The organism is Microcoleus sp. (assembly GCF_049646505.1).
Lineage (GTDB): Bacteria > Cyanobacteriota > Cyanobacteriia > Cyanobacteriales > Microcoleaceae > Microcoleus.
Genome location: NZ_JBARVX010000072.1, coordinates 1 through 15,500, shown reverse-complemented (window position 1 = coordinate 15,500; position 15,500 = coordinate 1). Strand labels below are relative to the sequence as shown.

General features: G+C 47.6%; 12 protein-coding genes. 9 read left to right on the top strand and 3 right to left on the bottom strand.

The genetic code is table 11. The features are described from left to right. A partial coding sequence (locus tag WBA89_RS03740; protein ID WP_424404187.1) for an NACHT C-terminal helical domain 2-containing protein occupies positions 1-299 on the top strand: 299 nt, incomplete at its 5' end. Positions 300-380: 81 nt separating this feature from the next. Here the strand turns inward: WBA89_RS03740 and mnmG are convergent. Then, positions 381-2,297 (bottom strand): tRNA uridine-5-carboxymethylaminomethyl(34) synthesis enzyme MnmG, encoded by a 1,917-nt coding sequence (gene mnmG, locus WBA89_RS03735; protein ID WP_424404186.1) that lies wholly within the window; start codon positions 2,295-2,297, stop codon positions 381-383. Positions 2,298-2,503: 206 nt separating this feature from the next. Here mnmG and WBA89_RS03730 point away from each other — a divergent pair, with 206 nt between their 5' ends. The 8 genes from WBA89_RS03730 to WBA89_RS03695 all read left to right on the top strand — a co-directional run bounded on the left by WBA89_RS03730 (position 2,504) and on the right by WBA89_RS03695 (position 10,096). Further along, on the top strand, positions 2,504-3,220 hold the full coding sequence (locus WBA89_RS03730) for a DUF3800 domain-containing protein (RefSeq protein ID WP_424404185.1): 717 nt from the start codon (positions 2,504-2,506) through the stop codon (positions 3,218-3,220). Between the two features lie 520 nt (positions 3,221-3,740). Next, on the top strand, positions 3,741-3,923 hold the full coding sequence (locus WBA89_RS03725; RefSeq protein ID WP_424404184.1) for a hypothetical protein: 183 nt from the start codon (positions 3,741-3,743) through the stop codon (positions 3,921-3,923). A gap of 52 nt (positions 3,924-3,975) precedes the next feature. Beyond that, complete coding sequence (locus WBA89_RS03720; RefSeq protein ID WP_424404189.1) at positions 3,976-4,308, top strand: hypothetical protein; 333 nt, start codon at positions 3,976-3,978, stop codon at positions 4,306-4,308. A 197-nt stretch (positions 4,309-4,505) separates the two neighbouring features. Beyond that, complete coding sequence (gene psbB / locus WBA89_RS03715) at positions 4,506-6,035, top strand: photosystem II chlorophyll-binding protein CP47 (RefSeq protein ID WP_424404183.1); 1,530 nt, start codon at positions 4,506-4,508, stop codon at positions 6,033-6,035. 146 nt (positions 6,036-6,181) lie between these two features. Beyond that, positions 6,182-6,277 carry a photosystem II reaction center protein T gene (locus WBA89_RS03710; protein WP_083622085.1) on the top strand — a complete coding sequence of 32 codons (96 nt, stop codon included), beginning with the start codon at positions 6,182-6,184 and terminating at the stop codon, positions 6,275-6,277. Positions 6,278-6,635: 358 nt separating this feature from the next. Further along, positions 6,636-7,193, top strand: coding sequence for a transcriptional regulator NrdR (gene nrdR, locus WBA89_RS03705; RefSeq protein ID WP_424404188.1), 558 nt, complete (start codon positions 6,636-6,638; stop codon positions 7,191-7,193). A 267-nt stretch (positions 7,194-7,460) separates the two neighbouring features. Further along, positions 7,461-8,711, top strand: coding sequence for a 30S ribosomal protein S1 (locus WBA89_RS03700; protein WP_424404182.1), 1,251 nt, complete (start codon positions 7,461-7,463; stop codon positions 8,709-8,711). 173 nt (positions 8,712-8,884) lie between these two features. Further along, positions 8,885-10,096, top strand: coding sequence for an RNA-guided endonuclease InsQ/TnpB family protein (locus WBA89_RS03695; RefSeq protein WP_424404181.1), 1,212 nt, complete (start codon positions 8,885-8,887; stop codon positions 10,094-10,096). A 159-nt stretch (positions 10,097-10,255) separates the two neighbouring features. On the opposite strand, the gene WBA89_RS03690 is transcribed toward WBA89_RS03695, so the two are convergent. Together WBA89_RS03690 and WBA89_RS03685 are read right to left on the bottom strand one after the other, a co-directional pair. Then, positions 10,256-12,244 (bottom strand): ATP-binding protein, encoded by a 1,989-nt coding sequence (locus tag WBA89_RS03690; RefSeq protein WP_424404180.1) that lies wholly within the window; start codon positions 12,242-12,244, stop codon positions 10,256-10,258. Between the two features lie 801 nt (positions 12,245-13,045). After that, a complete protein-coding gene (locus WBA89_RS03685; protein WP_424404179.1) occupies positions 13,046-14,920 on the bottom strand; it encodes a HEAT repeat domain-containing protein in 1,875 nt (624 codons plus the stop codon). Positions 14,921-15,500: the final 580 nt, after the last annotated feature.

The following is a 15,500-nucleotide window of genomic DNA, read 5'->3' as shown; positions in this document are numbered from 1 at the left end:
TTGAACCGGAACTCAAACAACTGCTGCAACAATTTCAGCGTCAAATGCCGGAAGTGCAAAATTGGAAAAAGTGGCGGAAAGAGTGCGGCAAAATTTGGCTGGAAAAATTCAAAATGGCGATCGGCTACAATTTAGACTTTCGCCCCAAACAGAAAACTTTGCTGAAACAATACTACTATGCCCAAAACTTGTTGGTGGAATGCCTCAACAGCGATAATTGTCAGGTGACACCAGCCGTCAAACAAAAAATTGAGGATAGGATGATGTTGTCGGTGGATTTGAAGCTAGTTTACATCTAATCGCAAGTGCGGGTTTGCCACCGTTTTGATGCGGCGGTTGAAACCGCTACTGGCGATCGAGAATTAGGAAAAGCGATCGAGTTACTTTCCCACACCAGCCGGCTGCTGACGGTTGCGTACTTCCAAAAAAATCAACAAAGCATTAACATCAGCCGGATTCACCCCGCCAATTCTCGCAGCTTGGCCAACAGTCAGCGGCCTAATTTTAGTCAACTTTTCCCGCGACTCCTTCGAGAGAGTTGTAATTGCCATATAATCCAAATCCCCAGGCAATTGGCGGCGTTCGTGTTTGGCAATGTCATCAATTTGATTTTGCTGTCTTTGCAAATAACCGGAATATTTGAGGTCAATTTCTACACCGTTTTTCTCAGCTAATTGTAGGCTGGAATCACCTAAATTGTAACGTTCCAAATCGACATAATGAAAACCGGGACGGCGCAGCAAATCAGCGAGAGTAATTGAACCTTTAATCGCTTGTTGAGTATCGGCCAAAATTTTCTTCCCAAGCTCTTCGTGTTCTTTGACGCGAGTCGAGTACAAACGGGCTTTTTCCGCGACAATATTGGCTTGTTTGCGCTCAAATAACTCCCAACGCCGATCGCAAATTAAACCAATTTCCCGTCCCAGCGGAGTCAAGCGTTGATCTGCATTGTCCGATCGCAATAATAACCGGTATTCCGATCGCGAAGTCAGCATCCGGTAAGGTTCCCGCAAATCCTTCGTACACAAATCATCAATCAAAGTCCCGATATAACTTTGCTCGCGGGGAAACACCACCATCTCCTGATTTTTCGCGAATCTAGCCGCATTAATCCCCGCCACAATCCCCTGTGCCGCCGCCTCCTCATAGCCAGTCGTACCGTTCACCTGACCCGCGCAAAACAGCCCTTCAATCTTCTTAGTCATCAGCGTTGGAAAGCACTGAGTAGCCGGCAAATAATCGTACTCCACAGCATAAGCAGGGCGCATCATTTCGCACTTTTCCAAACCAGGAAGAGTCCGCAGCATTTGCAATTGCAAACTTTCCGGCAAACCAGTCGAAAAACCTTGGATATAAAGTTCGGGAATATCCCTACCTTCCGGTTCAATAAAAATCTGGTGGCTTTCCTTATCTGCAAACCGGACAATCTTATCTTCAATACTCGGACAATAGCGCGGCCCCTTCGCATCAACCCAGCCGCCGTAAACCGGAGAAAGGTGCAAATTGTCTCTAATTAACTGGTGAGTTTCTGGCGTAGTTCGAGTTAGGTAACAAGGCATTTGTTCCCGTTCCACCCAAACTTCAGGATCGAAACTAAACCAACGAACTTCTGCATCTCCCGGCTGCGGTTCCATGTTGGTATAATCGAGAGTCCGCTTGTCAACTCTTGCCGGAGTTCCTGTTTTCAACCTGCCAGTTTCAAAGCCCAAACGGTTGAGAGTTTCTGTCAAACCGACGGCCGCAAATTCTCCGGCGCGTCCGGCCGGCATCGACTTGTTGCCCACCCAAATTGTGCCGCCTAAAAAAGTTCCAGTGGTGAGAATTACGGCTTTGCATTCAAAGGCAACGCCGAAGTATGTTTCAACGCCGATAATTTCTTCATTTTTGCCCAAAACTAAGTCTGTAACCATCGCTTCGCGGACGGTCAAATTCTCTTGATTTTCGACAATGTTGTTCATCACGGCGGCGTATTCCCGCTTGTCTGTTTGTGCTCGCAGCGCCCAAACTGCGGGGCCTCTGGAAGCGTTGAGGACGCGCTTTTGCAGGTAAGTGCGATCGGCCATTTTGCCAATTTCCCCGCCTAACGCATCCACTTCGTTAGTAAGTTGAGTTTTAGCCGGGCCGCCCACAGCCGGATTGCAGGGTTGCCACGCAATTTTATCGAGGTTGAGGGTGAGTAAAAGCGTGCGGCATCCGAGGCGAGATGTGGCGAGGGCGGCTTCGCAGCCGGAGTGTCCGCCACCTACTACGATGATGTCGAAACTGTCTTGGAATTGTACTGTGGTTTGTGCGGTCATGGGATTTTAGATTTTAGATTTTAAATTTTAGATTGAATAGGTGACTCCACGGATTAATCTGGGGGGTTGTATCCTGGATATTTGCGATCAAAATATAAGCGCAGGTGAGAGATGGGGTTTTAGTCTTGTCTTTATTCTAGTATAACTTAAAGACTAAAAAACACTTATAATGTAGCGTTTATGTCAAAAAGTTACCATAAGGCAAGATGACGATTTTATTTTACGTTGATGAGGGTGGCACTGGTTGGAAAGATATGCAGACAAATTTCTTTTTTTTAGCTAGCTTTGCTATTCATGTTCAGCATTGGTCACAAATGGATAGCAAATTTTCAGCACTTAAAAAGGAGTTTTTTAGTCGAAGGGAACCTGAAGACTGGGAACTTAAGGGGCGCGATATTTGGCAAGGTGTGGGTTCATTTAAGGATTTTCAAAGGGCAGTCCGTCTTCGAGCGTTCAAGGAAGTTTCAGAAACTATGAGTCAGTTACCTTGCCATATATTCGCTGTTCAAGTCAACAAAAAAAGATTGCGCGAAACCAGCCAAGATGTTAAAGATGAAACTGGTTTGTATCGCTTAACTTTCAATCAATTATTAGATCGGCTAGATGCTTATCTAAAGCAATCTAACGAAACTGGAATATTACTTATGGATTCGCGATCAACTCAGCATACCAGTATTCAGGATGGGAGATTGCTCAGAGTGTATCGAGATTGGAAGTCACAAAAAATATCTTCTAACTTTGTGGAACTACCTTTGTTTGGCTTCTCAGAATTTTACACTGGTTTGCAGCTAGCAGATTATGTGGTGTACTTGATCGATCGTTATTCAAAGGAAGCAGGGACAGCCAGTGGTCATAATGAATTGGAGGAAGCCTATTTTTTTTGGCTTAAGGAGAATAAACTTACATTAGTTGAACTACCTTAATTTGGGAGGTTTGTTAAAAAATCCACGACTACTTTTTAAGGGTCGTGGATTAAAGCTAGAAAACACAACCCCTGGGTGGGGGTCAGTCAAGAGTTTTTTTGAGTAAAACTAAGGTTCTTCAACAACAGGCGCACGGTATTTCGATCGCGCTATAAGTCCCGTGCAGTTCGGGATACCTAGTTGTTTAGACAGGCGCACGGCATCTCAACCGTACCATACCTCCCCGTGCAGTTCGGGGCACCTTGTCTCTGACAGGCGCACGGTATCTCAACCGTACCATACCTCCCCGTGCAGTTCGGGGCACCTGTCATTTAATACCAGTATATAGTAAAATGAAAGGTTTTGTCAAATATCGAATTGTCATAAATGAGGTATATTAACCGAGAGCGAGACGATGCGATCGACAGCCAGCGACCAAAAGGGCAAAATTACCACAATCTTGTTAGGGTCCGAAGGCACATTTGAATGTTTAGAACTTACTGGCCCAAGCGAGCCGCTGTGAGGAGTATTCCCCCTCGAAATGCTAGGAATTGCACTCGACCTGAACAATCAAAGATTGGATATTTTGCCGATCGATCCGAGAGAAACCCCTCTCACAATTAGGTCAATTTATCCGCAACAGCTAGAAAATTACCTACATCTTCTGTACTCTTCCTTCGTGGCCTTCGCGTCTTCGCGGTTAAATAATTCGGTAATTCCGTAGAATTGCCGTTTTGCGCTACGCTAAACAAAAAAATCTCAACAAGCGTACACAAGTGAAATACTTCTTCTTATCCGACGGCTGGAAAGTTGGGCGCGTCTGGGGAGTCGGCGGCGAATGGAATCACTCCGCCTGGAGGCGTCAGCCGGACATCCAACAGCTCAACCTCTGCCTTTGCGATAGTCGCAACGAAAAAATGTGGCTCTACCGCGTAGAAGATGCCGTACTCATGGTAGAAGTGCAACCCGGAGCCACCCTCGATCGCACCGATCCGGCAAAAAATATTGGCAACGTCACCCTTACCAGACTCATCGATGCCGAGCAAGTTCTCGAACGCCTCGGGACGATCGCCGCCCGCTGCGAAATCGGCAACCCACAATTAATGTAATGGCGAACATATTGCAATCGGTTCTAACACTCGATACACTTCTTTAAATAACTTTCATTTTTATACCTCCTCCTGTGAAGGTAGAAAGGATTCGGCAAAAAGCAGAATTTAAACCCCGGACATCACCGTTCGGGATGAAAAATCTGAGTTTTCCGTCAAAATGACATCATCACTTACACCTTGGAGAACCGCAGTCAATGGGACTACCCTGGTATCGCGTACACACAGTCGTCTTAAATGACCCAGGCCGATTGATTTCTGTACACTTAATGCACACTGCCCTCGTGGCAGGTTGGGCCGGCTCAATGGCCCTTTACGAACTAGCAGTTTTCGATCCCTCAGACCACGTTCTGAACCCGATGTGGCGTCAAGGGATGTTCGTGCTGCCCTTCATGACTCGCTTGGGAGTCGTCGGCTCTTGGAACGGTTGGAGCGTCACGGGCGAAGGTAACGTCGATCCTGGCTTCTGGTCTTTTGAAGGCGTCGCCATCGCTCACATCATCCTATCGGGCTTGCTGTTTTTAGCAGCAGTTTGGCACTGGGTATTCTGGGACTTGGAACTCTTCAGAGACCCCCGCACCGGCGAACCCGCCCTCGACTTGCCAAAAATGTTTGGCATTCACTTGTTCCTCTCCGGCTTGCTCTGCTTCGGCTTCGGCGCATTTCACCTTTCGGGACTTTTCGGTCCGGGAATGTGGGTGTCCGACCCCTACGGCCTGACCGGTCACGTCCAGCCAGTGGCGCCTGCTTGGGGCCCTGAAGGCTTCGATCCGTTCAATCCGGGGGGCATCGTGGCTCACCACATTGCAGCGGGCGTAGTCGGCGTAATTGCCGGTTTGTTCCACTTGAGCGTGCGGCCGCCGGAACGTCTTTACAAAGCCCTGCGGATGGGGAATATCGAAACTGTACTTTCTAGCAGTATCGCAGCAGTGTTCTTTGCAGCCTTTGTGGTTGCGGGTACGATGTGGTACGGTTCTGCTGCTACTCCGATCGAACTTTTTGGTCCGACTCGCTATCAGTGGGACGGCAACTACTTCCAACAAGAAATCGATCGCAGAGCTCAAGCTAGCTTAGCCGGTGGCGCTAGCTTCCAAGAAGCTTACGAACAAATTCCCGAAAAATTGGCTTTCTACGACTACGTGGGCAACTCTCCGGCTAAAGGCGGTTTGTTCCGCGCCGGCGCGATGATCAACGGCGACGGTATCGCCAGAAGCTGGCTGGGCCATCCAGTATTTACAGACAGCGAAGGTCGCGCATTGTCGGTGCGCCGCCTCCCGAACTTCTTTGAAACTTTCCCAGTCGTTTTGACAGACAAAGATGGAGTAGTTCGCGCTGACATCCCCTTCCGCCGCGCTGAATCAAAATACAGTTTTGAACAAACTGGAGTTACTGTCAGCTTTTATGGTGGCGAACTTGACGGTCAAACGTTTAAGAATCCTCTAGATGTTAAGAGGTTTGCTCTCGCCGCCCAAAAAGGTGAAATTTTTGAATTCGATCGCGAAACCTTGAATTCTGACGGTGTTTACCGCACTTCGACTCGCGGTTGGTTCACTTTCGGACACGCTTGCTTTGCTTTGCTGTTCTTCTTCGGCCATATCTGGCACGGTTCTCGGACTATTTTCCGCGACGTGTTTGCTGGGGTTGAGGCTGACATGGAAGAACAAGTCGAGTGGGGCCTGTTCCAAAAACTGGGCGACGTGAGCACCAGAAGAGAAGAATCTCTCTAGTTTTCGCCAGCCACTGGCGCACCGGGAAACTTCCCCGGTGCAAAAAAACCCGGTTTCTTCAAAAAACCGGGTTTTTTTAGTGAATAAGAAAACCAGCAATAATTAAGATAAAATAATACGGCAAGGGAAGATAGGGAAAATTTAACATGGAAAGCGTTGCTTACATTTTGATTCTGGCTTTAGCTTTAGGTGTACTATTTTTTGCGATCGCCTTTCGGGAACCTCCCCGGATTGGCAAATAATTAGCTGTACGCCGGAGGCAAAGCGGTCTCAACTCAAGTCGGAAACCGTTTGTATCTCTCGTTGATACCAGACTCTCGATCCCCTTGGCATCCCCGCAACGATTCGGGGGACGAAACAGAGAATTTCTGGTTCCCCCCGGAAAGTCGGGGAACCCAAGATGCTATTGTCCGCAACGGTTCGGGGGGGTCGGCAACTCGGACACAGCAGTCAAACAGTAGACTGGTACTTGGTTTTAACTCAAGTTGACGGGTATGCTCGCGGCTGTATTCCGAGTAATTTTTCTAGTCCAGCCATTCATCTAACCGCGCGGTGACATGAATGGCAATTTGCTGGCAACGCCTGTTAAAATCAGCAATCATGCGCTGTTCCTCCTGCCAACACACAAATAGTCGCGTTCTCGAATCGCGTTCAGCCGAATCAGGTCAAAGCATCCGTCGGCGACGCGAGTGTTTGAGATGCCAGCATCGGTTCACAACTTACGAACGCATAGAATTTGTGCCGATTACGGTGATCAAGCGGGACGGCAAGCGCGAATCTTTTGACAGATCAAAATTAGTCAGGGGACTGGTTCGGGCCTGCGAAAAAACGGGTTTGTCTTCCGGGCAACTAGAAACTCTGGCAGAAGAAATCGAAGCGCAACTCCAAGGTCGATCGCTCCGAGAACTCGCCAGCTCAGAAATTGGGGAACTGGTGCTGTTGCACTTGCGACCCCTGAGCGAAGTCGCTTACGTCCGCTTTGCCTCAGTATACCGGCAGTTTCGAGGTATCAGAGATTTTGTAGATACCCTAAATCACCTTCAAAATCCGCTCAACGAAGCTCTAGAGCCAGAAAATCAGCCTGATTTTGACGCAGATTCCCTTGATTCGGATCGAGTCGATCGACAAAGCCCCGCATCCTGCGCTACTCCCAACTAAAGTCCGTTAAATTAATTTATAAACCAGTATGCGTGTAAGTTATAATAGTCTACTTGACTCGGAATGTTAAGATTAAACGTTTTAACACAGAGTTTAGAGTAACAGTAATGGCAAGCGCTAGCGTGCAGTTGCACCAGGCAAAAGTTAGCGAAAACTGACTTTAGTAAAAGATTTGGCAAGAAGTTAACCGCTTTTTCAGCAAAATCTCTAATATCTGCCGGCACAAACGAAAAACATGAAGGAGAGAAATCCTAGGAAACTATTCGCATGGTCAATCTCAAAACCACAGTCAAAGACATCGGCTTTACTCACGAGGATTTTGCAGCCCTACTTGATAAATATGACTATCACTTTAGCCCGGGCGATGTAGTAGCCGGTACAGTTTTTAGTATAGAACCCAGGGGCGCTCTGATTGATATCGGTGCTAAAACAGCAGCGTACATTCCCATTCAGGAAATGTCGATCAATCGAGTGGAAAGCCCTGAAGAGGTATTGCAATCAAACGAAACCAGAGAATTTTTCATCCTCACCGATGAAAATGAAGACGGACAATTAACCCTGTCCATCCGGCGCATCGAGTATATGCGGGCCTGGGAAAGAGTGCGACAACTGCAAGCAGAAGATGCCACGGTGCGATCGCAAGTATTTGCCACCAACCGCGGCGGCGCACTCGTCAGAATCGAAGGGTTGCGAGGCTTTATTCCCGGTTCTCACATCAGTACCCGCAAACCGAAGGAAGAATTAGTCGCCGAAGAATTGCCATTAAAATTCTTAGAGGTAGACGAAGACCGCAACCGCCTAGTGTTGAGCCACCGCCGCGCCTTAGTCGAGCGGAAGATGAACCGCCTCGAAGTCGGGGAAGTGGTCATCGGTACCGTGCGCGGCATCAAGCCTTACGGTGCCTTTATCGACATCGGCGGAGTCAGCGGCTTGCTGCACATCTCAGAAATTTCGCACGACCACATCGATACGCCTCATAGCGTCTTCAATGTCAACGACGAAGTGAAAGTGATGATCATTGACTTGGACGCTGAGAGAGGCCGGATTTCTCTCTCCACCAAGCAGTTGGAACCAGAACCGGGCGCGATGGTCAAAAATCGCGAATTGGTTTATGAAAAAGCTGAAGAAATGGCAGCTAAGTTCCGCGAGAAAATGCTCGCTCAAAAGCAAGCTAAAGCAGGCATCGATGTTCCTGCAGACTCAACAGATTCCTTGGATATCTCCGACGAAACACTCGAAGACATACCCTCAGCAATGGAAGAGGATGTGCCGGAGGTAGCAGCCGAAGCAGCACCCGAAGCAGCACCCGAAGCAGCACCCGAAGCAGTAGAGGAAGCCGCACCCGAAGCAGCAGCCGAAGCAGCACCCGAAGCCGCACCCGAAGCAGCAGCCGAAGCCGCACCCGAAGCAGTAGAGGAAGCAGCAGCCAAAGCCGCACCCGAAGCAGTAGAGGAAGCAGCAGCCGAAGCCGCACCCGAAGCAGTAGAGGAAGAAATCCCTGCTGCGACTGTCGAATAACATCGCAGTCACCGTTACAAAAAGAGGGATAATCCCTCTTTTTTTTGCTTCAACCTCGCAATTATCCAGATACATCTTGTCCAGTCGATTGACCAGAAAATTGGGTTTCAAGCCTCGCTCTTCTAGGGCGACTTGTTGTGCTAGAATATTGCCGTAGAGTTTGTCTACGTCAAATGATCGTTCTGGAATTTAAAGCTAAAGGAAAAGCAACCCAATATACAGCAATAAATGAAGCGATTAGAACCGCTCAATTTGTCCGCAACAAGTGCATCCGTTACTGGATGGACAACAAAAGTGTTGGACAGAAAGAGCTTTATCGCTACAACACAGCGCTAAGGGCTGAATTTCCGTTTGTCAAGACTTTAAATTCCCATGCTTGCCAAGCCTCTGTCGAGCGGGCTTATAGTTCAATTGCTCGGTTCTACGACAATTGCAAACGACAAGTTCCCGGTCAAAAGGGCTATCCGAAGTTTAAAAAGAACTGTCGCTCTGTTGAGTATAAGACTTCTGGGTGGTCGCTTTCTGAGACACGCAAACAAATAGTCTTTACGGACAAGAAAGCTATTGGCAAGTTAAGACTAAAAGGGACATGGGATTTAAACTTCTACCAAATAGATCAGATCAAGCGGGTGCGTCTGGTTAAACGTGCTGACGGCTATTACGTCCAATTTGTAATCAGGATTGAACACCAAGTCGAGACAAACTCGACTGGTAGGACAATCGGCTTAGATGTTGGACTCAAAGAGTTTTATACCGACAGCAACGGACATAACGAGCCAAACCCCAGATTTTACAGGAAGAGCCAGAAGCGGTTGAAGTCTAGACAGAGACGTGTTTCTCGCAAAAAGAAAGGCTCTACCAATCGAAAGAAAGCCATTAATCGACTAGGGCGAGTACACCTCAAAATAAGTAGGCAGCGTCAAGAACACGCTAAAAGACTAGCGCGTTGCGTCATCCAATCTAACGATTTGGTTGCTTATGAAGATTTGAGGATTAAAAACCTAGTTAAAAATCATTGTCTCGCCAAGTCGATTAATGATGCTGGCTGGTATCAATTCAGGAAATGGTTGGAGTATTTTGGAGTCAAGCTTGGAAAAATAACGGTAGCCGTTAACCCAGCGTACACTTCTCAAAACTGTTCTAACTGTGGTGCAGTTGTCAAAAAATCACTATCTACGAGGACACACAATTGTCAGTGTGGACTTGAATTAGATAGAGATTGGAATGCGGCTAGGAACATCCTGAATTTAGCCTTGGGTACTACAGGTCATGTAGGAACCTGGATTTTAAATCCGAACGCTTCGGGAGATTCGACCTCTACTCAGGCTGGAGCAATCTTGTCTGAGCAAGTTGGGTCTGTGAACGAAGAATCCCCATGCCTTTAGGCTGGGGAGTGTCAAAACAGAATTATGTAGCGCCATCGAGAACCCGCAACCTCACGGGACACTTCCCCGACAGCACTCTCGACAATTCAAATATATAATTCCCATGCAGCCGGAAACGATACGCTCTAAACCAACATCGCCATCGATTCGCATTAGAGATTAACCATCTTTTGCAGGTATGCGGACAGTGAAAATTGACCCCTTTCCCTCCTCGCTTTCCACCGAAATTTCGCCCCCCATCATCTGACAGTAATGGCGGCTAATTGTAAGTCCCAATCCAGTGCCGCCGTACTGGCGCGTCGCCGAACAATCAGCTTGCACGAAGGCTTCAAACAATTTGTGCTGCTGTTCCTCAGACATTCCAATGCCGGTATCTTGAACAGATAAACAAATCCAATCCGATGTTTCAGCACGAGCAATTGGACAAGCAATCGAGCCTGCCACCATTGAATTTTCAACACCAGACAGCTTAGCTGAATTTGATTTTCCGCTTCCATTAACGCGGCTGACGCTGATTTTTACCAGACCGTTTTTGGTAAACTTAGCAGCATTGCTCAGCAGGTGCAGCAGCACTTTCCGCAGTTTTCCAAAATCTGCGTGCATTGTGCCGACAGTTTGAGGATTGCACTCTATTTCTAAAACATTACCATTCTTTTTTACCGACAATTTAGTCGCAATCTCCACATTATCAATTAAAGATGCGATGTCAAATTCTTCGATGTCGAGTTTCAGCCCCCCGGCTTGAATTTTTGACAAATCGAGGATATCGTTAATCAAAGATAGCAAGTGCGTACCGGCATTTTGAATCTTGTGTAAGTCGGGAACAAAATCTTCTCCTTCAAGTTCTGCCGCCTCTTCTAAAAGTAGTTGGCTGTAGCCGATAATCGCGTTTAAAGGCGTCCGCAACTCGTGGCTCATATTTGCTAAAAATTGGCTTTTAGCAGTGCTAGATGCTAAAGCCTCTTCCTTAGCTTGTTCTAATTCTTTTGTATGTTCGGAAACTCGCTCGATCAGGTGATTGAGAGACACAGCTAATGAGCTTATTTCGTCTTGTCCGGTGACGGGTGCTCGCAAATCAAAATTTGACTCGGCGGCTACTTGTTCGGCCACCTGAGTGACGCTGACGACTGGTTTGGCGATCGCCCGACTGGTGCGGTAAGCCACCATTCCGGCCACCGCTACCGACAGCAGCATACTTATCATAATTATGGCTTTTTCGAGGCCTTGGGCGTCCTCCATCACTGCACCGCCTTGCCGCTCTTGCTGCTGGGCAATATCGAGGATTTTGCTCACTTCCTGAAGGCGGCTTTCGAGCTGTTTTGCACCTTCTCCGCTTTCTGTCGCCAACATTTTTCGGGCTGACTCTATCTCGCGAGGGGAGAGTTGCGATTGCTGGATTTGCTGCAAAGTTGACCTCAGAGTCCCGGCGTACAATTCTAAATTTTTTGTGCAATTTTGCAGTAAAGTTTTTAGAACTTCCGGCTTGGCTGCGAGCCATGCGGGTTGGCTGTCGGCAAACTTTTCTAGGCGCAACTGCAGGTTTTTAGCCTGGACAATAGTATTGACAAACTGCTTTTCTCGGATTTCCAGCTTGGCGGAATTATCTACAAAAGAATCTAGCTGCGCTCCCTGCAATTGTGCTGCCAGCACTGCATCTTTAAAATTACCGAGCAATTGCGCTTGTACGTGAGCGTCATTGAGTTGTTTTAATCCTTGTCCTTGGTAGTAGTCGGCAATCGCCAGTCCGCTCAGGGAGCCGATAAAGCCGATTCCTATTGCTAGTAAATACCCACCGCCAATTTTTTGATGGATGGGCAAACCCTCTATTTTAGATGGCAAGAATTTTTGGAATTTTAAGGATAGTTTTTCTCCCAAATCCTGGGTGTACGAGTTTTGATGTGCGGTTTCGACAGAAGCCACTTGTTCGGAAATAAAGAGCGGCATCAGTTTACCTACATTCCTATTTTTGGGGTTGATTTTTTTTTGCGTTCCTACAGATTTTTCGTGTCGGTCGAATGCTTCTAACTCTGGATTTAACTCGCCGTTATCGAAGCAAGCGGCAACCGATAAACTTGCTTTGTTTCCTGTTTTTTTGAGCAAGTTAATTTTTGACATATGCAACCGCTGTATTTTGTTGAAATCTACCACAATCTTAAGTTCTCCAAACGGAAAAGCTTGTTGGTTTTCTAGCAGACATCTGCGAAAAAGTATCTTTCACTCTTGTCGAGTCAGAAGAAAAACTTAAATTCGGTTGATGTCTAATAAATAATTAGGCTGTTGATGGCTGTTGCCAAATTACTTGTTCGATTCGTAAAAGTCTGCGACAGGCAAAAAAAGAAATATTTATCCCTGCAGTGAATGATCGCTGCATGGGAGGTTACAGCCAGAATTTTCTGTCTGATTCGTTTTGCCTGTGAATTGTCCAAAGCTGATATTGTCTGTTGACAATGCACCCGATTCCTCAGCTTTGGAGTTTTGCTGCCAGCAATGCGATGATTGCTGGACGGTTTTTGTTGAGCATCCGACGACTTCGTACTGCAGACTGTCACAAATGCGGCTGCCGATCGAACTTTTGCATTAGGCGCGATCGACTTTTGGCATCGCTGCCCCGCTTTCGACAAGTCTCAGACCAAGTCATGTAAGTTGAGTATAACTTTTTGACTTACCAAAAGAAACCGGGTTCCAGGAAGTCTGTCGATTGGGGCATTGAAGATTGGGGCCTTGAATCTGGGAGATTGAACGGGAGTCTAAAATTTTGATTTCTCCACGACTTTTGTCGGCAAATCGTATCGGTTTTTGATGGTGCCAACTGTTGGCAATCTGCTGTATCTCTGTAACAGCGCTGGATTCCATCGTACCAGCTTGCACCAGTTCAAAAAAACAATGTAACTCTCGCACCAGCTTGAAACCCTCAGACAATCAGTCAATCCCCAATCTAAAATTTAAAATCTAAAATTTAAAATCGCAGAACTTACCGTCTCTCCCCAAAGCTTCATCGGCCAATTCCAGCATCCAGCGATTCGGCTTGGCTTGGGGTTTTGCCGCGAGCACCGAAGTCCAAGCTTCCCTTTCTTTACCCCGGCCCAAAAGCGCAGCGCCAACTATCAAAGCTGTGGCTGTTGAAAGGCTGATGCCGCTTTGGCAGCAAACGAGCAAATTGCCCGGCCGCGCTGACATTTGGAGGGCAAAGTCAATAATTTGGAGGACATCATCAAGTGTAGGTAAAACCCGATCGGGGTCGTCAACGGGGGTTTCGAGGTCGTTTAACGACTGCCGCAGTCGGTTCGGGATTTTGTGAAAACTTTTGGGTTCAGGTATGCCCGGAGTGCCGATCGAGATTAAGTATTTGAGGGAGCATCCCGCAGGGCGATCGATAATGTATTCAGTGGCTTCTGCTTCCGAAGCAATCAGGATTTTCGGCAATTTTTCACCAGATAAATCTGCGGAATTGGAGGACTCAGAATCAACTGTTTTGACTTGTGTCTTAACATCCGGCAAGTATTGGGCAGCCAGCGCCCGAACGTCAGCAAATTCGCGGTTTAAAGCTGATTCCAGAGCCAAAATAGCAGCATCAGAGCCAATTTGACCCAGGGATTTAACAGCCTTTTGGCGCACTCCAGGAGTTTCGTCCCCCAGCAGGTGCACCAAATCTGCGACGGTTTCCTCTGTCCCTATTTCCCCCAAAACAGCAGCAACTCTCCACCGGACATAGGATTCGCTGTCTCTTAAGGCAATCGCCAGTCCCGCCTCGACCATTTGTTGCAAGTTAGCATCTCCGGCTGTATTAATGTTCCCCAAAGCCACTGCCGCCCTGCCGCGCACGAAAATGTCTCGATCCGAGAGCGATCGCATTACTGCCACCGCAGCCACCTCGCTGCTGATTTCTCCCAAGGCAGAAACCGCACTGCCGCGCAAGTCTGAATCGTCGTGGTTGAGGGCTTGCAGCAACCCCGCCACAGCCGTTTCCGTGCCGATTTGTCCCAAAGCTTCGGCGGCCCTCAAAGAAACGACATAGTAGTCGGGATCGTGCAGCAATTCTACTAAACGGGGTACTGCGTCGCGATCGCCGATTTTCCCCAAAGCCGCGGCCGCCCTAGCGCGCACAATTGGATTGGAGTCTCTCAGGGCGTTCAGCAAGCCGGGAACCACCTCAGAGACCCCAATTTTTCCGCAGTTGACGGCCGCCCGCCAGCGCACCTCGGAGTCTTCGTGTTTGAGGGCTTTGAGCAGTGCGGGGACGGCTATTGGCGGCTGTATTTTGCCCAAAGCCCAAGCAGCCCAGGCGCGCACTTGGGAGTCTTCGTGTTTGAGGGCTTCGAGCAGTGCTGCGACTGCTGGTTTCGAGTCAATTTCTCCGAGAGCCCAAGCGGCCCAAGCTTGCACTTGGCAATCTTCGGATTCGAGCGATCGGGCCAATTCAATTATTGCTGCTGCCGAGCCAATTTTCCCGATCGCCCGAATGCTGTGAAGGCGCACTGCACTTTGTTTGTGGTTCAATGCTTTGACTAGCATCGGAATTGCCCAGTCGGAACCAGTTAGTGCCAGCAGTTGAATTTTGCTCCTGGGCGAAGTTGGGATTTTTCCGATTAATTTTATTGCTGTTTTTTGAAATTCTGGCTTGAGAGTGCCTGCTAGCTTCGAGCCTAGTTTTAAATTTACTTTGAAAGCTAATTTGATGGCGCGCAAAGCCAGACTTTCCTGTTCTACTTGTGGCAATATTCTCGCTAAGGCGTGCATCCCTTGTCTTTCTTTCAAATATTTTTGTTTAAATTGAGCATCGCTGAGTTCTGGTAGCTGTTGGATGAGGCTTGCTGCTGAGTTCATTGATTTATCCTGATATTTTGGCAATAGCTGGAGATTGCTCTTTTAAACTCGCTGTTTTAATAAAAATACGGCTGCACAACACTCAACTTCTCAAAAAAGTTTGACACTTATAAAATATGTCGGATTCCGCTATTTTTGCAATTCCCCAATGATTAATTTTTTTGGGGAACCGGCTCGATCGTTAGTAGCGGTTGCTGCTTGGCATTGATGCGCTCTTAACGGACACAGCTCTGCTATATCGTTTTATACTCACATTTTGCACCATTTTTAGCAACAGTCTTTCGGGCCTGTTTCACAAAGAGTGAATTTTCTCGCTTCACAGGCTCGAAAGCCCGTTCGTAAAAGCTTGCTGAGAATGGTGCCACATCTCATTTTATAGCAATTTGGCTGGAAATCCCGATCGGCTCCGTCGAACGCAGCGAACCGAAAACAGCGCAATTCCGGGACAGTCTCTCATATCAAATCCTCTCTTCATCGGAATACTAAATTAAAGTTGACGGTTGACTGTTGACGGTTGACTGTTGACCGTCAAAGTCATCTGACGGCGCAACAGGAATTGATATCATATCGTTTTCGGTTG